Annotated in this window: 15 protein-coding genes; 11 read left to right on the top strand and 4 right to left on the bottom strand. The window is 32.3% G+C overall.

Going from position 1 to position 18,515, the window contains the following annotated elements; all coding sequences use genetic code 11:
* Positions 1-528: 528 nt before the first annotated feature.
* Positions 529-1,416 carry a DegV family protein gene (locus N4T77_RS03155; protein ID WP_261670284.1) on the bottom strand — a complete coding sequence of 296 codons (888 nt, stop codon included), beginning with the start codon at positions 1,414-1,416 and terminating at the stop codon, positions 529-531.
* 331 nt (positions 1,417-1,747) lie between these two features.
* Between N4T77_RS03155 and N4T77_RS03150 the strand changes: the two genes are divergently transcribed.
* On the top strand, positions 1,748-2,095 hold the full coding sequence (locus N4T77_RS03150; RefSeq protein WP_261670283.1) for a hypothetical protein: 348 nt from the start codon (positions 1,748-1,750) through the stop codon (positions 2,093-2,095).
* 206 nt (positions 2,096-2,301) lie between these two features.
* On the top strand, positions 2,302-2,610 hold the full coding sequence (locus tag N4T77_RS03145; protein WP_261670282.1) for a hypothetical protein: 309 nt from the start codon (positions 2,302-2,304) through the stop codon (positions 2,608-2,610).
* 115 nt (positions 2,611-2,725) lie between these two features.
* Here the strand turns inward: N4T77_RS03145 and N4T77_RS03140 are convergent, their stop codons facing one another.
* Entirely contained in the window at positions 2,726-5,326 is a 2,601-nt protein-coding gene (locus N4T77_RS03140; protein WP_261670281.1) for a cation-translocating P-type ATPase, read from the bottom strand.
* Positions 5,327-5,518: 192 nt separating this feature from the next.
* Here N4T77_RS03140 and N4T77_RS03135 point away from each other — a divergent pair, with 192 nt between their 5' ends.
* Complete coding sequence (locus tag N4T77_RS03135; protein ID WP_261670280.1) at positions 5,519-6,952, top strand: transglutaminase domain-containing protein; 1,434 nt, start codon at positions 5,519-5,521, stop codon at positions 6,950-6,952.
* 32 nt (positions 6,953-6,984) lie between these two features.
* Here N4T77_RS03135 and N4T77_RS03130 read toward each other — a convergent pair whose 3' ends face one another.
* Entirely contained in the window at positions 6,985-8,412 is a 1,428-nt protein-coding gene (locus tag N4T77_RS03130; RefSeq protein ID WP_261670279.1) for a spore germination protein, read from the bottom strand.
* A gap of 168 nt (positions 8,413-8,580) precedes the next feature.
* On the opposite strand from N4T77_RS03130, the gene N4T77_RS03125 reads away from it, so the two are divergent.
* The 4 genes from N4T77_RS03125 to N4T77_RS03110 all read left to right on the top strand — a co-directional run bounded on the left by N4T77_RS03125 (position 8,581) and on the right by N4T77_RS03110 (position 12,598).
* Positions 8,581-9,534, top strand: a complete 954-nt coding sequence (locus N4T77_RS03125) for an NAD(P)H-dependent oxidoreductase (protein ID WP_261670278.1) — start codon at positions 8,581-8,583, stop codon at positions 9,532-9,534.
* 183 nt (positions 9,535-9,717) lie between these two features.
* The gene (locus tag N4T77_RS03120) at positions 9,718-11,088 is read left to right on the top strand and encodes an MATE family efflux transporter (protein WP_261670277.1); all 1,371 of its coding nucleotides are present in this window, start codon (positions 9,718-9,720) and stop codon (positions 11,086-11,088) included.
* A gap of 126 nt (positions 11,089-11,214) precedes the next feature.
* Complete coding sequence (locus N4T77_RS03115; protein WP_261670276.1) at positions 11,215-11,922, top strand: MgtC/SapB family protein; 708 nt, start codon at positions 11,215-11,217, stop codon at positions 11,920-11,922.
* A gap of 139 nt (positions 11,923-12,061) precedes the next feature.
* Positions 12,062-12,598, top strand: coding sequence for a peroxiredoxin (locus N4T77_RS03110; protein ID WP_261670275.1), 537 nt, complete (start codon positions 12,062-12,064; stop codon positions 12,596-12,598).
* Positions 12,599-12,762: 164 nt separating this feature from the next.
* On the opposite strand, the gene N4T77_RS03105 is transcribed toward N4T77_RS03110, so the two are convergent.
* Positions 12,763-13,218 carry a hypothetical protein gene (locus N4T77_RS03105; protein WP_261670274.1) on the bottom strand — a complete coding sequence of 152 codons (456 nt, stop codon included), beginning with the start codon at positions 13,216-13,218 and terminating at the stop codon, positions 12,763-12,765.
* Positions 13,219-13,439: 221 nt separating this feature from the next.
* Here N4T77_RS03105 and N4T77_RS03100 point away from each other — a divergent pair, with 221 nt between their 5' ends.
* The 4 genes from N4T77_RS03100 (at position 13,440) to N4T77_RS20210 (ending at position 18,398) form a co-directional block, all read left to right on the top strand.
* Entirely contained in the window at positions 13,440-14,978 is a 1,539-nt protein-coding gene (locus tag N4T77_RS03100) for a spore germination protein (protein ID WP_261670273.1), read from the top strand.
* A 29-nt stretch (positions 14,979-15,007) separates the two neighbouring features.
* Entirely contained in the window at positions 15,008-16,198 is a 1,191-nt protein-coding gene (locus N4T77_RS03095; protein WP_261670272.1) for a Ger(x)C family spore germination protein, read from the top strand.
* A complete protein-coding gene (locus tag N4T77_RS03090) occupies positions 16,195-17,295 on the top strand; it encodes a spore germination protein (RefSeq protein WP_261670271.1) in 1,101 nt (366 codons plus the stop codon). The genes N4T77_RS03095 and N4T77_RS03090 overlap by 4 nt, the downstream gene beginning before the upstream one ends.
* A gap of 131 nt (positions 17,296-17,426) precedes the next feature.
* Positions 17,427-18,398 (top strand): methyl-accepting chemotaxis protein, encoded by a 972-nt coding sequence (locus N4T77_RS20210; RefSeq protein ID WP_315903155.1) that lies wholly within the window; start codon positions 17,427-17,429, stop codon positions 18,396-18,398.
* The last annotated feature ends 117 nt before the right edge of the window (positions 18,399-18,515 follow it).

The raw sequence follows: 18,515 nt of genomic DNA, 5'->3' as shown, positions 1-18,515 counted from the left end.
TGTTCATCTTTTCTAAACTGCAATAAAGTATTCATTTTCTGATATATTATAAGAGGTGTTTTTACTAGGGAGAATGAAATGTCTTGCTGCCTTTATAGGAAAGATAGATATTTAATTACCTTGACACCAGTTTAAATCTAGGTCCGAAAATACCTTCCTTGTGAGTAATTAGTGCACTGGTAAAAAAGAAGGAAAAGCTTTTATCTGCTATGATTTTAATATCATGATCTATGACTATATCATCATTAGGCTTTTGTTCATCCAGAACAATTTCCAGTTGAAGGCCTCCTCATCCTACACCGGATTTTGATATCCTTACCGCTTCCTTATTTTGTACCTTAAGCATTTCTTTTAGTAAAGGAACAGTTTTTTCATCAATAGAAACTATCATATTTAAACATCCTTTCTTAATTATAAATTGTTAAAAAAAAGTCATGATTTATATACTAATTATACAATAATATACAAAATAAAAGAACTGAGAAAAAATCTCAGCCCTTTTTTAAAATATATTTTCATTTTACAGATTTAAGATTCTCTGTGAAGCTCTCTTTCTTTTCCTAAAAAAAATACTGCTATAGCCCCAGGTCCCCCATGAGTTCCAACCACAGGACCGATAAAACTTATAAGCACATCTTTTACAGGTATCTTACTTAATATTAGCTTTTTCAAGGCTAAGGCATCTTCAATGCAGTCACCATGGGAAATAGCAATAATTTGATCCTCAGCATTTTCTATCTTTTCTAATATTTTTTCAAAAAGCGCATTTATGGCTCTTTTTCTCCCTCTAATTTTGTCCAAGGCAACAACCTTTCCTGAATCACTTATGGACAAGAATGGCTTAATGTTTAAAAGCATACCGACAAAGGCTGCGGCGGAAGAGATCCTTCCTCCTCTTTTTACATGATTAATATCATCCACTATCATATAAGTATTTAAGTTTTGTCTAATGGCTAGCAAATAATTAAAAATCTCTTCTATTGATTTTCCTTCATTTTGCATTTCTTTTGCTTTTAGAACCATTAAACCTTGTCCTAAAGATGCAGTTAAAATATCTAAGATATATATATTATAATCTGGATAGTCTTGTTCAAGCATATCTTTAGCTATATTCGCTCCGTTTATAGTACCACTTAATCCACTAGATGCACCTATATATAGAATATCCTTCCCTTCATCTAGAATTTTTTTAAAAGCTTGACAGAATAAATGACTGCTTGGCTGTGAAGTTTTAGGAACAGCACCAGACCTCATGTCATCATAAAAATTTTTAAGTGAATAGCTTGTACCAAAGTCATCTAATCTTTCAATTTCATTATAATGATAGCTTAAACTTACGTAGGGAATGTTTAGTTCATTAATGGATGTAATAGGCAAATCACAACAACTATCAGTAATAATTGTAAAATCTCTCATCATATTTCCTCATAAACTTTCAATGTTATTTTTGATAATAAAGTTTTCTACACTAGTCATACTGATATTCTACAAAAAATAATAATATTATACAAGAGACATCATTAAAATACCAATATTAGTTTTAAAATTATTTTCAAATTATAAGTAAGTGGAGATTTATTAGATAAAAACGTCATATTTTGGAATATATTGATTTTTAAGAAAACTTTAAAAATTCATGGAATTTAAAGAGGATAGATAGTATAATATAAGTAATAATAAAAAGATTAAGCTTAAAACTTAAAAAATATTGATTTTATTTCATTAAGTTATAAGGTGGCGATATTGAATGATCGATGATAAACAATATGAATTTGAAGAATCTATAAGTGTAAATCAAAGAGGAAAAAAGGATAAAGGTAATTTTATGGACAATAGTAAATCTAATTATCAGGAAGATTTTAATAGTACAAGAACGGTAAGGAATTTTAAGGTCATTGTAGGAAACAAGCAGAATGTAAACAAAAAAAACTCTAGAACTGCTAAAAAAAATAGTCAGATGAAAAATAACAAAAATAAAAAGAATAATAAATACTATTCTTATGAAAATGAAGGCAACTTTGCATCACTTTTTTATATACTTTGGTCAAGAATTAAAACCCTATTGTATAATATCAAACTTAAACTTAAAAAGTAATACTTATTATTTAAGTAGATTCTATTGTTCTTATAACTTAGTATAACTATAAGTTATACTCTTATTAAAATGAATAAATTAAAAAAGGATAGAAGGTTTTTAGGAGTACAATTTATAAAAATAAGATATGTTTAATATTTTGCTGCTATAAGAATAAAATGAGTTATTATCATAAGGCAAAACTTATTTTAAACGGGGGAGCTAATATGATAGGTTCAATTCTTATAATAATACTATTTATAATCTTTGTTAAAAAAATTATAAATAATCTAAGCTACTATAGTGGGATGAATGGATTGACAAAGGATGTGCCTAGTAAATACCACTTTGATGATAGGATAATGCTTCAGTATTATATGGCTTCGGTGCAAAGTAGATATTATAAGGGAGTAACAAAAAAGAGTTCAGCTAAAAAAAGAAGGAGAAAAAAAGATAATATTTTAAATAATGATTCACCTTTAAGTAATTGTAATTTAACTGTTCTTCAAGGTGGAAAAAGAGAAAGAAAATCATAAAATTATACTTGAATATGTATAAAATAATTTTAGTAAAAGGTTTAAAATCCACTAATCAACTTGAGTTGATTAGTGGATTCTTCCATCATTTGAGTATATTATTTTTTAGTTTTTTCTATTTAACAAATAGCAGTTTGTAGGCTTGAACTAGTAAAAGAGGAAGTACTGATAGCCCAAAAATAGTATAATACTCATTAGATGTAAGAGGTTCTACCTCAAAGATATTCATTAGAAAGGGTATTTCTAATACTAGAACTAGAAAAATTACTCCTATACCAAAAGCAAACCATGAGTATTTATTGGAAAAAACTCCAATGCGAAAAATTGATTCCTTAGCTCTGCAGTTGAATCCGTGAAAAAGTCTTGCGAGGCATAGAGTAGAAAAGGCCATTGTACTAGCAAGGGCTATATTTCCAGTTCTTAAACCAAGGTAGAATGCAGTTAAGGTGCAGACTGCAATCAAGAAACCTTCTACTAAAACTTCTATTCCAAAGGCTTTGTTTAAAATTGGTTCGCTTATATTTCTAGGCCTTTCCTTCATTACATGTTCATTATGAGGTTCTAAGCCTATGGCAATAGCTGGAAGACTATCTGTAAGAAGATTTATAAAAAGTAAATGAACTGGAGCAAAGGGATTTGGAAGAGCTACTAAGGAAGCATATAGTACAGAAATTATTCCAGCGGTATTTCCAGATAACAAAAATTTAATAGAATTTTTAATATTGGCATATATACTTCTTCCATTTGCAATAGATTTTACTATAGTAGAGAAATTATCATCTGTTAACACCATGGCTGCTGCATCCTTAGCTACTTCCGTTCCTGTAATTCCCATAGCTACGCCTATATCTGACTGCTTAAGTGCAGGAGCATCGTTAACGCCATCTCCAGTCATAGCAACTACATTTCCTTTTTCTTGCCAAGCTCTTACTATCCTAATCTTGTGTTCCGGTGAGACTCTAGCATATACTGAAACCTGTTCCACTTTTTCTTTTAATTGCTCGTCGCTGATTTTATCCAGCTCATAGCCTTCCATAGCCTCTGATTCACTCTTAAGTATTCCAATTTGCTTTGCAATGGCAGAAGCAGTTATTTTATGGTCTCCTGTAATCATTACAGGCTTAATTCCAGCACTTATACAATCTGCCACAGCCTTTGCTGATTCTTCTCTTGGAGGATCCATCATAGCAATTAAACCTGCAAAGGTTAAATCCTTTTCGTCTTCTAAATTTAACTCTTTTCCATCTTCTACATCCTTGCAGGCAAAGGCAAGCACCCTAAGACCACTTGTAGAGAAATCCCTGTTAATATTTTCAATGTCCTTTTTATGCTTTTCTTTAAGTTCTTCTGGTTCAGTAGTTTTTAGAATTTTAACACATCTCTTAAGAAGCACATCTAGAGCACCTTTAGTAATCATTATTGATTGATCACCTATTTTATGAACTGTACTCATCATCTTTCTGTCAGAGTCGAAGGGTAGTTCACTAAGTCGAGGATAAGATTTTCTGACTTCTAGTTCATCTAGATCATAAAAAGCTCCTAGGTTAACTAATGCTACTTCTGTTGGATCGCCTAACTCTTTTTCATTTGTAGTAATAGCATCATTGCAAAGTAATGACATTAGTATAAGCCTTTTTTCTAATGGGTCATCCTTGGTCAATTGGTCAAAATCTACCACTTTACTATCTACATGTACTTTTTTTACAGTCATTTTGTTTTGTGTTAAGGTTCCAGTTTTATCGGAGCAAATTACAGAAACACTTCCTAAACTCTCAACAGCATGGAGCCTTCTTACAATTGCATTTTCCTGTGCCATTTTTTGAGTGCCAAGGGCAAGCACAATAGTAACGATAGAACTTAAAGCTTCTGGAATTGCAGCTACTGCTAAAGATACTGCAAACATAAAGGATTCAATTAAAGGATTACCCCTAAATATATTTAATCCAAATATAAGGGCACAAATTACTAATATTACAACTGCAAGTTTTTTACCAAAGGCATCTAAACTTACTTGAAGAGGAGTTTTCTTTTCCTTTGCACTTTCTAAGAGAGCTGCAATTTTTCCTATTTCTGTACTCATACCAATAGCAGTGACTACTATAACTGCTCTGCCATAAGTTACGAAGCTTCCGGAAAAGACCATATTAATTCTGTCACCAAGAGCTACATCATCTTTATTAATGGTATCGGATATTTTTAACACACTTTCAGATTCTCCGGTTAAAGAACTTTCGTTAACTTGAAGGCTAAAATTTTCAATAATCCTACCATCGGCGCTTACATAATCCCCTGCTTCTAAAAATAATATGTCACCTACCACTACTTCCCGAGAAGGAAGTTCTATCTTTTTTTCATTCCTTAGTACTTTGGAAGAGGGAGCAGAGAGAGCTTTTAAGCTGCTTAGTGATTGTTCAGCTTTGATATGTTGTATAGTACCAAGTAATGCATTTATTATAATAACTACAATAATAACAACTGCACTTTCAACATTGTTGAACAGCATTGAAATTATTGCAGCTCCAATTAAGATTAATACTAAAAAATCTTTAAACTGCTCAAAAAATACTTGAATAGCGCTTTTTCTTTTTCCCTCTTTAAGTTCATTAAAGCCATATTCAGCTCTTTTTTTCTCAACTTCTGTATCATTTAATCCGTCTTCAGAAGTATTTAGCTTTGTAAGTACCTCTGCTACGTTTTTTTTGTAAAATTCATTCATTTTAGCACTCCTTTCTTATCATATAACATAGCTTTCCCTAAAATAATAATATTAAAATATGAATATCAATTAGTTTATATCTATTTTATGGTCTAAAGTAAGATTTAGTCTTCACATTTAGTAGATTTTCTACGATAATATATTATAAAGCATCATATATAATAGTTAATCAAAGTAATGGGAGATGAAAATATGAGAGTTAAAAAATGCTTTTTAGTAATTACTACTGTGGTGTTATTTTCACTAATTTCTATCAGCACTCATGTTAAAGCAGCTGTAAACTACAAAATATGGAATACAAGTGATAAAGAGATTGTCGAACCTACTAAGGTTTGGAACATTAAATTCACTAAAGGTACAACCATTCAGTCTAGCAAAAAGTCTATAGCTGTTTATAAAGAGGAAAATAATGAAAAGGTTGATTTAGAATTTACTAGCAGTGATGGTGGTAAAATTATAAATATTTCTCCTAGTAAGCCTTATGAAAGTGGAAAAAGTTATACATTAGTTGTAGAAGATAGTTTGGAAGCAGAAGATGGAGAAAAAATAAAACAGCCTATTAAGTTTAGTTTTAAAATTCAGCCAGTACAGAGCACTAATGAACAGGGCACTATCAGTAGCTACAGTGAGTATTATGATGCTGTAAAAAATACACTTTCTAATTATGAAAGTAGTATTACACTATTTATAGAAAATTATGATAAAAGTATGTACAACCTAGAAGTAATAGATGAAATTTTGCTGAAAAATCCAAATTTGAGAGGAGTCTATGAAGGTGCTTCCGCAACCATACTATATTCAGATCCTGCTAAATTAGTAATAAAATTTAGCTATGCAGATTCTAGGGAAAATTTGATTAATAAAGAAAGAGTGGTTGAAGAAAAGGTTACAGAAATAGTTAATAATCTAATTAAGCCAGAGATGAAGGATTATGAAAAGGAGTTGGTACTTCACGATTATTTAGTAAATAATGCAACCTATGATAAAAGACTGTATTCAGGAAATATGCCTGAAGATTCCTATACAGCATACGGTGTGCTTATAAATAGTACCGGGGTGTGTCAAGGCTATGCAGAAGCCATGAATAGATTGTTGTTAGCTTCCGGTATAGAATCTTTAATGATTGTGGGAGATGCATATGACGGAGATAAATGGATTGGACATGCTTGGAATATGGTTAAACTAGATGGAGAATACTATCATGTAGATTCTACATGGGATGACCCGGTAACCAGTGATGGCTCTAATAAACTTGTACACTCATATTTTAATATTACAGATGAGCAGATGTCAAAAGATCACAGATGGAATAGAGAAGATTACCCTGAGGCTAATGGTACAATCTATAACTTTAACAATTTAAATATTGAGGAAAAGGATTCAAAAGGAAATACTATAATAGTAGTTAATAATTATGATGAATTTTATAACGCAATAAAAGGAGAGTTAGAAAAAGGAAATAACTCCATTAGCTTAAAAGTACTTGATTATAATGAAACAACATATGATTTAAGAGGTACCTTACAGAAAATATCTAATAAAACGGCTACTTATGGAACCTTCAGCATTAGCATGTCTACTGATGAGATAAATAATGCTGAATATATTAGAATAACAGTAAATTAAAAAGGTTGAGGCTTTACTTAAGGCCTCAACCTTTAATCTTTTTTCCTAATTTCCGGTATTGGTTTTCTAAATAGAAGGTGAGAAAGAGCTTTACTGTCAAAGGGAATTAAGGGCCAAGTGTATCGTTTTGTACCACTAAAGGTTTTGGTACTATATATAATCCAAAAAGTAATTAGAATACCTATAATAAAACCAATATTTCTAAATAAGCCTGTTAAAATTAGAAGGAATATTCTAAATATCCTAATTGCCATAGCAAATTCTACGCTTGGAGTAGCAAAGGTTCCTATTCCCGCAAGAGCTGCATATAGAACTGTTTCAGAGGTAAACCAACCAACTTTTACCGCAAATTCACTGAGAAGAAGTCCACCTATTATTCCAAGAGAAGTTGAAAGAGAGTTAGGAGTATGTATAGATGAAATTCTAAGTAAATCTAAGCCAAATTCTAACAATAAGAATTGAAGAAATAAAGGAATTTTACCTGGTTCTTTAGGACCTAAAAATTGAAGATAGTCAGGGAGCATGTTTCTATTATAAACAAGCAAAAGCCATAAAGGCAGTAGGATAAAGGCTGATAACATTCCTATAAATCTAATCCAGCGTATATATGTTCCTATAAAAGGATTTTGATAATAATCTTCTGCATGTTGAGTAAAATGAAATAGGGTGACCGGTAAAATCATTACACTAGGAGAAGTATCTACTAAAATTAATATATGTCCTTCTAGTAGATGAGCAGCAGCAACATCTGGCCTTTCCGTAAACTTTGCTTGTGGCAAAGGATTATACCACTTTTTCTTTATCATGCATTCTTCCAGTGTTTTCTCTGCCATAATTAAGGCATCTACATTAATTTGATCTAACTTTTCATTTATACTTTTTAAAAGATTTTTATCTGCAAGATCGTCAATATATCCTATAACTACGTCAGTTTTAGATCTTTTTCCTATATTTTTAATTTCAAATATCAATTTAGGATCTCTAACTCTTCTTCGTATAAGAGCTGTATTGAAAATTACTGTTTCCACTAAACCGTCTCTAGAACCTCTTGTTACCTTTTCTAAATCTGGTTCTTCTGGACTTCTAACAGGATATTCTCTGGCATCTATTATTATAGCTTCCTTTTCACCATCTATAATAAGGGCTAGTGCGCCAGCTAGAACGGAGGACTGGAGTTTACCTACATCAGTAACTGTATCCACTTCGATATAGCCAATTCTACTTTGAATTAATCCTTTAATAAGATTAGAGGAAGTATTTTCCTGTCTAACAGGCTGCAGTTCTTCTAGTATTCTAAGAAGAATATCATCCTTTGCAAAGCCATCTATAAAAACCAAATAGGATAGCCTTCTTCCTTCGCCAATAACAAATTCTCGTCCAACTATATCAAAACTTTTACCAATATTTAAGTTCTCTTTTAAAATACGTTTATTTTCCTCTAGTGAAGATGTCAGTATCATAGCAATCACCTTTTACTAAATTATTTTTCTTTTCCGAAAAGCCTGGTTTTAATATTCTCAATAACCTATTAAAGTATTCAATTTAAAAAGTTTTAAAAGTAATTCATAAAAAGAAGGTAATATGAAAAAAATAAATTTAAATATAAAACAAAATCGGGGGCTATAATTATGAATCATTTAATTGTTTATGCTCATCCAAATACGAATAGTTTTTCTAATGCAGTAGCAAATGCTGTAAAACAATTTTCAATTGAACAGGAGTACAAGACAGAACTTAGAGATTTATACTCCATAGGCTTTGATCCGGTACTAAAGCTGCCGGAATTACAGGATATTCAGAGCGGTAATATACCAGAAGATATTAAAAAGGAACAAAATTATATAGAGTGGGCAGATATAATTACTTTTATATATCCACTATGGTGGACTGGAATGCCTGCTATGTTAAAAGGATATATAGATAGAGTGTTTTCTTATGGGATGGCTTATTCCGGAGGGAAAAATGGGAAGAAGGGTCTGCTTAAGGATAAAAAGGTTTTCATTTTTACTCCAATGGGAACTGCAGAGGATACCTATAATAGTAATGGTATGCTTGACGCTTTAAAACAAACCTGTGATACAGGTATATTTACCTTCTGTGGTATGAAGGTTGAACAACATATATTTTTAGGGGAAGTTTCCACTACAGAGGAGGAGACAAGAAAACAGTATTTACAGTCTGTTGTAGAGCTGCTTTCTAAAACTCTAAACTGCGGTGTTAATCAAGGAAATAACGATAAAAGCAACAAAAGTAATAGCAATGAAGTTAATAATAAAAATAAGGAAAGTAAAGGTGAAGGAAAAAGCAGCAGCAACAATAAAGAGAGTAATAAAGAAAATAGTAGCCAAGGAAATAATGATAAAGGTAGTCAAAACAATAATCAGGGATCCAATAGCAAGGATAAACAGGGCGATAATAAAGAGAATAATAACCAAGCAAGTAATAATGCTAATGGCCAAAATAACAGTGAAGGCAGCAATAACAAAAACAATGAAAATGTTAAACAGGAAAGCAATAATAATAGTCAGGGAAATAATAAGGATAATAAAAATAATAACTCAGGCAATAGTGGCAGCAGCTAGGAAAAAGGCATTATTAAAAGTACAAATTGAACATAGTTAATGTGTTGTGCTATAATATGTGAGAAAATATTTACTTATATAAATATAAATTACCTTTGCAAATATTATAAAGTGATGAAGCAAACCACTTTGAAAACTTCAAAGTGGTATTTATTTTGTTTTAAATGAGGAGGATTTTTTGTTGTGAAGAGGTTGTTTGGGGGATTATTTAATGATTCGAGTTTTTATAGGAACTTATTAAAGATAGCGCTGCCCATTATTATTCAAAATTTTATTGCAAGTTCACTGAATATGATAGATACAGTAATAGTGGGAAAACTAGGAGAAACAGAGCTAGCTTCAGTAGGTATAGCAAATCAATTCATGGTATTGTTCAATATAATTGCTTTTGGGATGTTTAGTGGATCTGGGATATTTATTTCTCAATTTTGGGGAAAGAGGGATGTTAAAAATATTAAAAAGGTTGCAGCTGTATCCCTTACTTCCGGAGTTATTCTTGCCATTATATTTACTACTATAGCCCTTTCTATTCCTAGAAGTATTATTTCTGTATTTAATACAGATCCTGAGGTTTTAAATCTAGGTTCCCAATTTTTAAGAATAGCTTGCTTAAGTTACATATTTTCAGCAATAACCTTTAGCTTCAGTATGGGTTCTAGATATATAGAAAAGGCTTTTACACCTATGATTGTTAGTGCTATTGCTCTACTATGTAATACTTTTTTAAACTATGTGTTAGTTTTTGGAAAGTTTGGAGCGCCAGCACTAGGAGTAAGGGGATCTGCAATAGCTACAGTAATTGCCAGGATAATTGAAATGATAATAATGGTCACATATGTGTATAAAACAAATAATGAGTTAGCAGCTAGAATAAGTGATCTAAAGAAAGTAACCAAAGATTTTGCTTTAAGGATGCTTAAAACTACAATCCCAGTGGTGTTAAATGAGGCTTGTTGGGGATTAGGTGTTGTTGTTTACTCTATTGCATATGGGAGAATTGGAACCCAGGCAATGGCCTCTGTGCAAATTAGTAATACTATACAAAATTTATTTATGGTTTTAACCTTTGGAGTTGCAAGTTCTGCCACTGTAATGATTGGAAAGAAGATCGGCGCTGGAGACGAGGAAACGGGAAAGATATATGCAAAAAAGTTTTCAATAATAGCTTCCATTATAGGAGTAGTTTTAGGAGGAATACTTGCGCTTAGTGCACCAGGTATTTTATCCTTCTTCAAGGTTTCTGAGAATGTAGTCCATGATTCTTTAATGATCTTATATATAAATTCAGCAATTTTAGTCATTAAGATGTTTAATATAATACTAGTTGTAGGAATCTTAAGAGGGGGAGGGGATACCAAGTTTTCATTTATAGCAGAGGCCTGTACTATGTGGGGAATAGGAGTACCATTATCTTTCATAGGAGCACTAGTATTGAAGTGGCCTGTTTACTTAGTTTTTGCATTGATTGCTGTTGAGGAAGTAGTTAAATGTATAATTGGTATAACCAGATTAGTTTCTAATAGATGGGTGAGAAATGTAATTAAGAATATGTAAATAAATGAATATAATTAGTTTTAACTTAACTTTTATAAAAATCAGTAAAATTATCAGTATAATTACATAGAATAGTAACTAAACATCATAAATTGAAAAATAAGTTTTTGCAAGAAGGAGTTAAGTATGAATGTTTATGAGGTTATAATAAGGCTGCTTTTAGCAACTATTGTTGGTGGACTAATCGGATATGAAAGAGAGTATAAGAATAGACCTGCTGGGTTTAGAACCCATATACTTGTTTGTGTTGGAGCGTCAGTAATATCAATGATACAGTTATATAATATTGACCAAACTGTTACTATTATATTAGAGCATCCAGAGCTTGCCAGTGCCTTAAAAGCAGATATTGGAAGAATAGGGGCGCAGGTTATAAGCGGCATTGGATTTTTAGGAGCAGGTACAATAATACATCAAAAGGGATCTGTAAAAGGGCTTACGACTGCAGCCAGTTTATGGGTAGTTGCTTGCATTGGACTTGCAGTTGGACTAGGTTATTATACTTTAAGCATACTATCTACCGTAGCTGTTGTAATAGTATTAGTAAGTTTAAAAAAATTTGAATCAAGGTTTATGGATAAGTCTAGTTTAATAAAGATTGAGATTGTATACCTAGACAAAAAAGAAATGATTCAAAAAATTGATAATTATTTCCAGGGAAAAAATATTAAAATCAAAAATATAGAGTTTATAATTGAAGAAGAAATAGAAGAATGTAAAGCTAACTATGGGCGAAGTTTATATTCCATAGTTGCACCGAGATATGTTGGAAAAGAGGAAATTATTAAAGACCTTGCCTTAATGGAGGAGGTTATAAAGGTAACTATTATTTAAATTATAAAGAAGATTATCCTGTTTATAAATTATAAGGACTAATCAATAAAAATCAATCATTAGGTAATAATACACTTTGAATGGACTATAATCCGCATAATTCTATAAAAATAAAGATTACCTAAGGAGGAAAATTTTAATGGAGAGATTAGTTGGAAAGTCAGCACCTTATTTTAGAATGAATGCTGTAAAAGGTGATGGAAGTGATTTTACTGAAGTAAAGTCCGATGATTACAGAGGAAGATGGTTGGTGATGTTTTTCTATCCTCTAGACTTTACCTTTATATGACCTACAGAAATTACTGGTTTCAGTAAAAGATATGAAGAATTTAAGAAATTAAAAGCAGAAGTACTTGCGGTAAGCTGTGACAGTCAGTTTTCACACCAAGCTTGGATAAAACAAAAAGTAGATGAAGGTGGCTTAGGTAAGATTAACTTCCCTATAGCTTCCGATAAAACAATGCAAGTATCAAAAGATTATGGGGTACTAATGGAAGAGGAAGGTATTTCTCTAAGAGGTTTATTTATTATAGATCCAGATGGAGTTGTTAAGTATTCTGTTGTACATGATTTAAGTATAGGCAGAAGCGTAGATGAAACAATTCGCGTACTTAGTGCACTGCAAACTGGTGGATTATGTCCAATTGATTGGAATATAGGTGATGAAACTCTTTAAATAATCGTGATGGAATTAAGGGGGCAAAAACAGCTGAAAAAATAAGGGTAACAAGATTTGAACTTTGGCAGGGTTTTACAAGAAAAGAAGCAGATTAATACAGGTAGCCTACATTCTTTGAAGGATGTAGGCTTTACTTTATCTATTGATAATTTTAAATTTTATTAAAAGTTCTCATCATCCCTGTGATGATAATTATGGTTATAATATGGCTCATAATAAGGATAATAGTTGTCATAATAAGGTGAGTAATTATAGTAATAGTGAGGTGGATAATAGTCATAATGATCGTAACCACCAAGTGCATAGGCTCCAAGTCCCAGTAAAACTAGAGGTAATAAGTCATCTTGTCTATACATGCTTTCTGGATATAGACTAGTAGGGGAAGACATTTTTTCCTGTCTGTACATTGTAGGATAACATCTAGGGTAATAAGCAGGTATGTTATTCATACAGCAAGGAGCCATCCTATAACAACGAAATTCTTCCTCAGGGTAATCTATTGTAGCATCTTCTAGTGTTTCATAGTAGTTGTCAGATAAAATATCTTTATCTGCGGTCTCCTTTTCTCCAAACTCCTCTAGACCTTCTTTTTCTAGGTTGTTGTCAGCATATTCCATTAAAATTCCTCCAAAAACTAATTCTAATAATATCATATGAATTGATAGTTGAATTGACATTATTTTTTATAATTTTAATTGGGTATTTCAATATATTAAATCAATTTTGTTAAGGTATACTTTTTTATTATAATGGGGATAATTATTCAAGGTGTATTTTTACAGTACATTCCTAATATGGTATAGGCTATTATATAAACACAGAATTAGGAGGCTTTTTCATGGAGGACAGTCCTATAGATAAAGATTTAAGCTGTAACGAAATTCGATTAAAAAAAACCTTAGGAGAAGGAGCAGATATTGTATATCGCTCCCTTGTAATACCAAGCTTCAGCAATGTTAAGGCTCTTTTAGTCTTTATTGATGGATTAGTTAACACAAATGAAATTGATGATACAATACTAGCCCCTTTAATATCCTTCTCACAATTACCGGATCAGAAAGAGTTGATTAATAATGAAGGATTATTAAATGGACTAATAGATGCGGGAGTATTCGCATCCTCTGTTAAGGCTACTAACAAGTGGAATGATGCCTGTGACAGCTTGGTTTCAGGAGATAGCGTTTTGTTTGTAGATGGAATGGAAAATGCTTTTATTTTTGCTACAAGAGGTTTCGAAAGTCGTTCTGTAACTGAACCGGCAACGGAAGTTGAGGTCAGGGGACCAAGGGATGGCTTTATAGAAAGCCTTCGGACTAATACTACTCTCATACGCCGGCGAATTCGGGACTATGGGCTGCGATTTGATATGATGAGAATAGGTTATAGAACGAAAACAGATATCGCCGTTGCTTACATAGATTCTTTAGTTGATAAGAGAGTTTTAGGTGAGTTAATGAGTCGCCTGCAGAAGATTAATGTAGACAGCATTTTAGAAAGTGGATATATTGAGGAGTTCATAGAAGATTCTCCTTTATCCCCATTTCCGCAGGTTGAACATACTGAGAGACCAGATAAGGCTTCTGCAGCAATATTATCAGGAAGAATTGTAATTATAGTAGATAACACACCTTTTGTGCTGATTGTTCCAACATCATTCTGGTCACTCTTCCAAGGAAGTGGAGATTATTACGAGCGTTTTTATATAGGTACATCAATTAGGCTAATTCGTATTTTAGCCATGATTTTATCCATAACAAGTTCGTCGGTATATGTATTGTTATCCTCCTTTAATCAAGAAATGCTGCCTACACCTTTAGCCTTAAAGATGGCTGCAGGAAGAGAAGGAATTCCTTTTCCAGCAGTATTAGAGGTATTAATAATGGAACTGATGTTTGAAGTTTTACGGGAAGCTGGAATTAGAATACCTAAACCTATTGGCCAGGCGGTAAGTATTGTTGGGGCCTTAGTAATTGGAGATGCAGCAGTAAATGCAGGTTTGGTCTCCCCTACAGCTGTAATTGTTGTTGCAATTACAGGTATAAGTTCTTTTGTTATGCCAGCATATAATCTCGCCATCAGCTTTAGATTACTTCGATTCCCACTAGTGATATTTACAGGAATATTTGGAATGTTAGGATTTTTGGGAGGAACAATTGCAATCGCTTTACATTTACTTTCTTTACGATCCTTTGGTGCACCTTTTTTAGCACCGGTAATGCCTTTCCGTATTGATGAAAATAAAGATGTAGCAGTAAGAGCACCTTGGTGGAAAATGACTCGAAGACCTAAGTTAGCTCATTCAAGTGAAACCATCAGGCAATCAGAGAATCAAATGCCTAAACCACCTTCTAAGGATGAAGATGGCTTTGATGAGTAGGGATAAGCATTTAAGAGGATGATAAATTTATGAAAAGACTTTTAACCTTATTTTTAATATTAAATACCGTTTTTCTTTCCGGCTGTTGGGATATGAGAGAGTTAAATGAGTTAGGTATGGTTATGATGGTTGGTGTAGATAAAGGACCTAACAATTCTGGATTTTTAGTTACTGTTCAAATCGCAAAGGGAAAGGGGCAAGGCGGTGGCCAAGGTAATACCGGTGGTGGTGAGGCCACCTGGGTAGCCAGTGCCGATGGTAGTACAATATTTGAGGCAGTTAGAAATATTGCAAGGTTTTCATCAAGAAGAATTATGTGGGCTCACAATAATGTAATTGTAATTGGAGAAGATTTAGCAAGAGAGGATATAACGCCTGTAATAGATTTTTTTACTCACAATCCTGAGCTAAGAATGAAAACTTGGGTAGGAATTGCAAGGGGAAAAGCTAGTGAATATGTATCTGTAAAAACTGGCATGGAAGATATACCAGGAATAGCGGTAGCAGAATTATTCAGATATAATCAACTTCCAAGCATTAGCACACAAACTGACATGCTTAGACTTTATTCAGATTTTTTAAGTGATTCTATACAACCAATAGTATCTGCTTTTAGGAAAAGAGAAAAGATGCCTGGAGAAGGAAGAAGTCAGGTAGAGTTGTCTGGAGGAGCAGTTTTTAAAGGAACGAGAATGCTAGGATGGCTTACACCAGAAGAGATTAGAGGAATAAGCTGGGTTAGAGGAGAAACAAAGAGCACCGTTCTATCAGTATCTAATATATCTGATAACGATAAGAAGGTTGCAGTTGAAATCCGAAATATTAAAGTAAAAACAAATTCAGAAATCATTAATGGCAGCCCAATTATCAATATTGATTTTAAAGCTGAGGGACATATAGCAGAGGAAGATTTTATTTCAAATATGTCTATTAGTGAGATGAAATCTAAGGTAGAAAAGGAAACGGAAAGACAAGTAAAAAGATACATAACTCAAGGTATAGATAGAGTTCAGAAGGAATATAAAAGTGATGTGTTAGGCTTTGGAAGAAGAGTTCATATTGAACATAAATATGAATGGGATAGAAGCATAAAGAGCAAATGGGAGGATATATATCCCAATACAGAAGCAAAGGTTAACGTTCGTATAGATCTTCGCAGCAGTATACTCTATCAACAACCTATTAAACAAGAAAAGCAAAGTGGAGGATTAAGTGAGTGAAGACGAAAATTGATAGATTACAATATTTTTTTACTATTCCTAATATTTTATTTGGGAAAGCTATAGGAATTACTGCTGGAGTTATAGTAAGAAGGATAGGGGCAGATACATGGTCATCTATGCTAATTGGTTTTATATTTGGTACCATAATGGTTATTATTATGACATATGTTTCTTCTAAATTTCCAGACAAAACAATAATTCAGTACTCTCAGGATATTTTAGGGAAGTTCTTTGGAAAATTCATTGGATTAATACTAGCAATATTTTTTACAGTTGCCTTTATGGTGTCCGCAAATGTAATAACTCTTCATCTAAGTGAGTATTTTTTACCTCAAACACCTTTTTTAATACTGTGCGCTATTTATGTTTTGCTCTGTTCTTATGGAGTAGTATTAGGTGTTGAGGTTATAGTGAGATTTTCTTTTTTTGGTTTCATTTTAGCAGCGTTACTTAATTTAACTATGATTTCAGGAACTGTGAGGGATTTTCATCTTGTAAATCTCAGGCCTTTATTAGACAAGGGAATAATTGCCAATATATATAATAGTATATACCTCTTTACTGACATAGCTATGGTGATTTTTGTAACAGGAGTAATTTACCCTATGCTCAATGAAAAAAAGAGGTCTATATCTATATCCTTTTGGGCTATGGTTGTTTCTACTATTATGATTATAATTTGGCCTATAAGTGAAATAGGGGTAATGGGGGCGGACGTAATGAAGCAATTTGCCGTTGTCTGTATGCAGCAGGTAAGAAGTGCACAGCTTTCCATTTACTTTCCAAGGTATGAATTAATTATGGTTGTTTTCTTTGTTTGGGCAATGTTTGTTCAATCGGCATTGATGCTATTTTGCAGTATGTATAGTTTTAAACAGGTGATGAATATAAAGAAAGACTGGAAGATCTTTTTTCCTTTAATAGTGATTACAATAACAGGCACTTATTATATTGGACGGGACCATAATGAGTATATACAATTCCTAACCTTTCCATGGGGCCAAATATGTTTAGTCTTAAGTATAGGAATTCCACTTATGCTTCTTCTAATTGGAGTTCTTAGGAAAAAGTTTGAAAGTAGAAAGCTAATTTGAAACAAATTTGATACAATAGATAAATAATGGAATAACCTAAAAGGAAGGATTGACATTTAAGTATAATTTATAATAAAGTATACTTAGGTGTTTATACAAAATAATAGTGTACATGAAAGGGAAGGGGTACTGTGATAAACTTTTTTAAAACTAAAAGCAATAGTACAGCAGTTGAAACCTCAATTGTTGATGAAATAAAAGAAAAGGAGACTGTAAGTAATAACTTACATAATGAAACCATTGATTTTTTAAGAACTATGCACCAAAAAATTGAAAAAATTATAAATCAACATAGTATGGTAAATAGTGAACATGATCTCCTAGCAGACTTAGCAGGAGATATAAGAAATCAAATGGAAATTATATCAGATTTAACAACAAGTACCGATGAATCTACTAATACTTTATGTAACGAAGGTAATAAGCTTCTAAATATTACTGAAAACACAGTGGAAAAGTCGGTAGAAGGAAAAGCTTCAGTTGAATCCATGATGAATATCATTACATCGCTAGAAAAGGAAATAAAGGGAACCTATAGTAGTATAGGGAAACTAGCAGATAAATTTAATGAAATTAATGAAATCGTTCAATTAATAAGCGGCATTGCTAATCAGACAAATTTATTAGCATTAAATGCAGCTATCGAGGCAGCTAGAGCAGGGGAAAGTGGAAAAGGTTTTGCAGTAGTAGCAGATGAAGTAAGAAAATTAGCAGAGGTTACAGGAAATAGTACCAAGAATATTACAGAATTAATTCAAAGTATTAATTCCGAGACAAAGAATGTGCTAAGCAACGCTGAGAGAAGCACTATAGTAATTTCGGAAGGAATAGGTGCTTCAAGGGGAGCAATAGAAAAAATTGATGAAACCCTTACTTCCTTTGCTGAAGTAGAAGGCGGGGTAAAGAAAGTTATTGAAATACTTTCAACGCAAAAAGGAAATGTAGGACAGGTACTAGAAAAGATAAATAAAATAGATGAAATTCTGCAGAATACAAATAACCAGATACTTCACCACATAGATGAGGCTGCTGTAGTAGATAATGAATTAGAAGAAAGTGTAAAAGAGTTATCTAATTATACAAAAAAGATTAATTGTATTTAAACAATGTAAAGTAGGCAGGTATGGGATAGGTTACAATACTATCTCATAGCTGCCTTTAAGATTGGCAATTAGGAAGAAGGCTAAATTTAAAATTGAATTTCAGTAGATGGTTTATAG

Source organism: Clostridium sp. CX1 (assembly GCF_025398335.1).
GTDB classification, from domain to species: Bacteria; Bacillota; Clostridia; order Clostridiales; family Clostridiaceae; genus Clostridium_AM; species Clostridium_AM tanneri.
The sequence above is the reverse complement of the archived record's forward strand: the minus strand, read 5'-3'. Positions and strand labels throughout refer to the sequence as shown.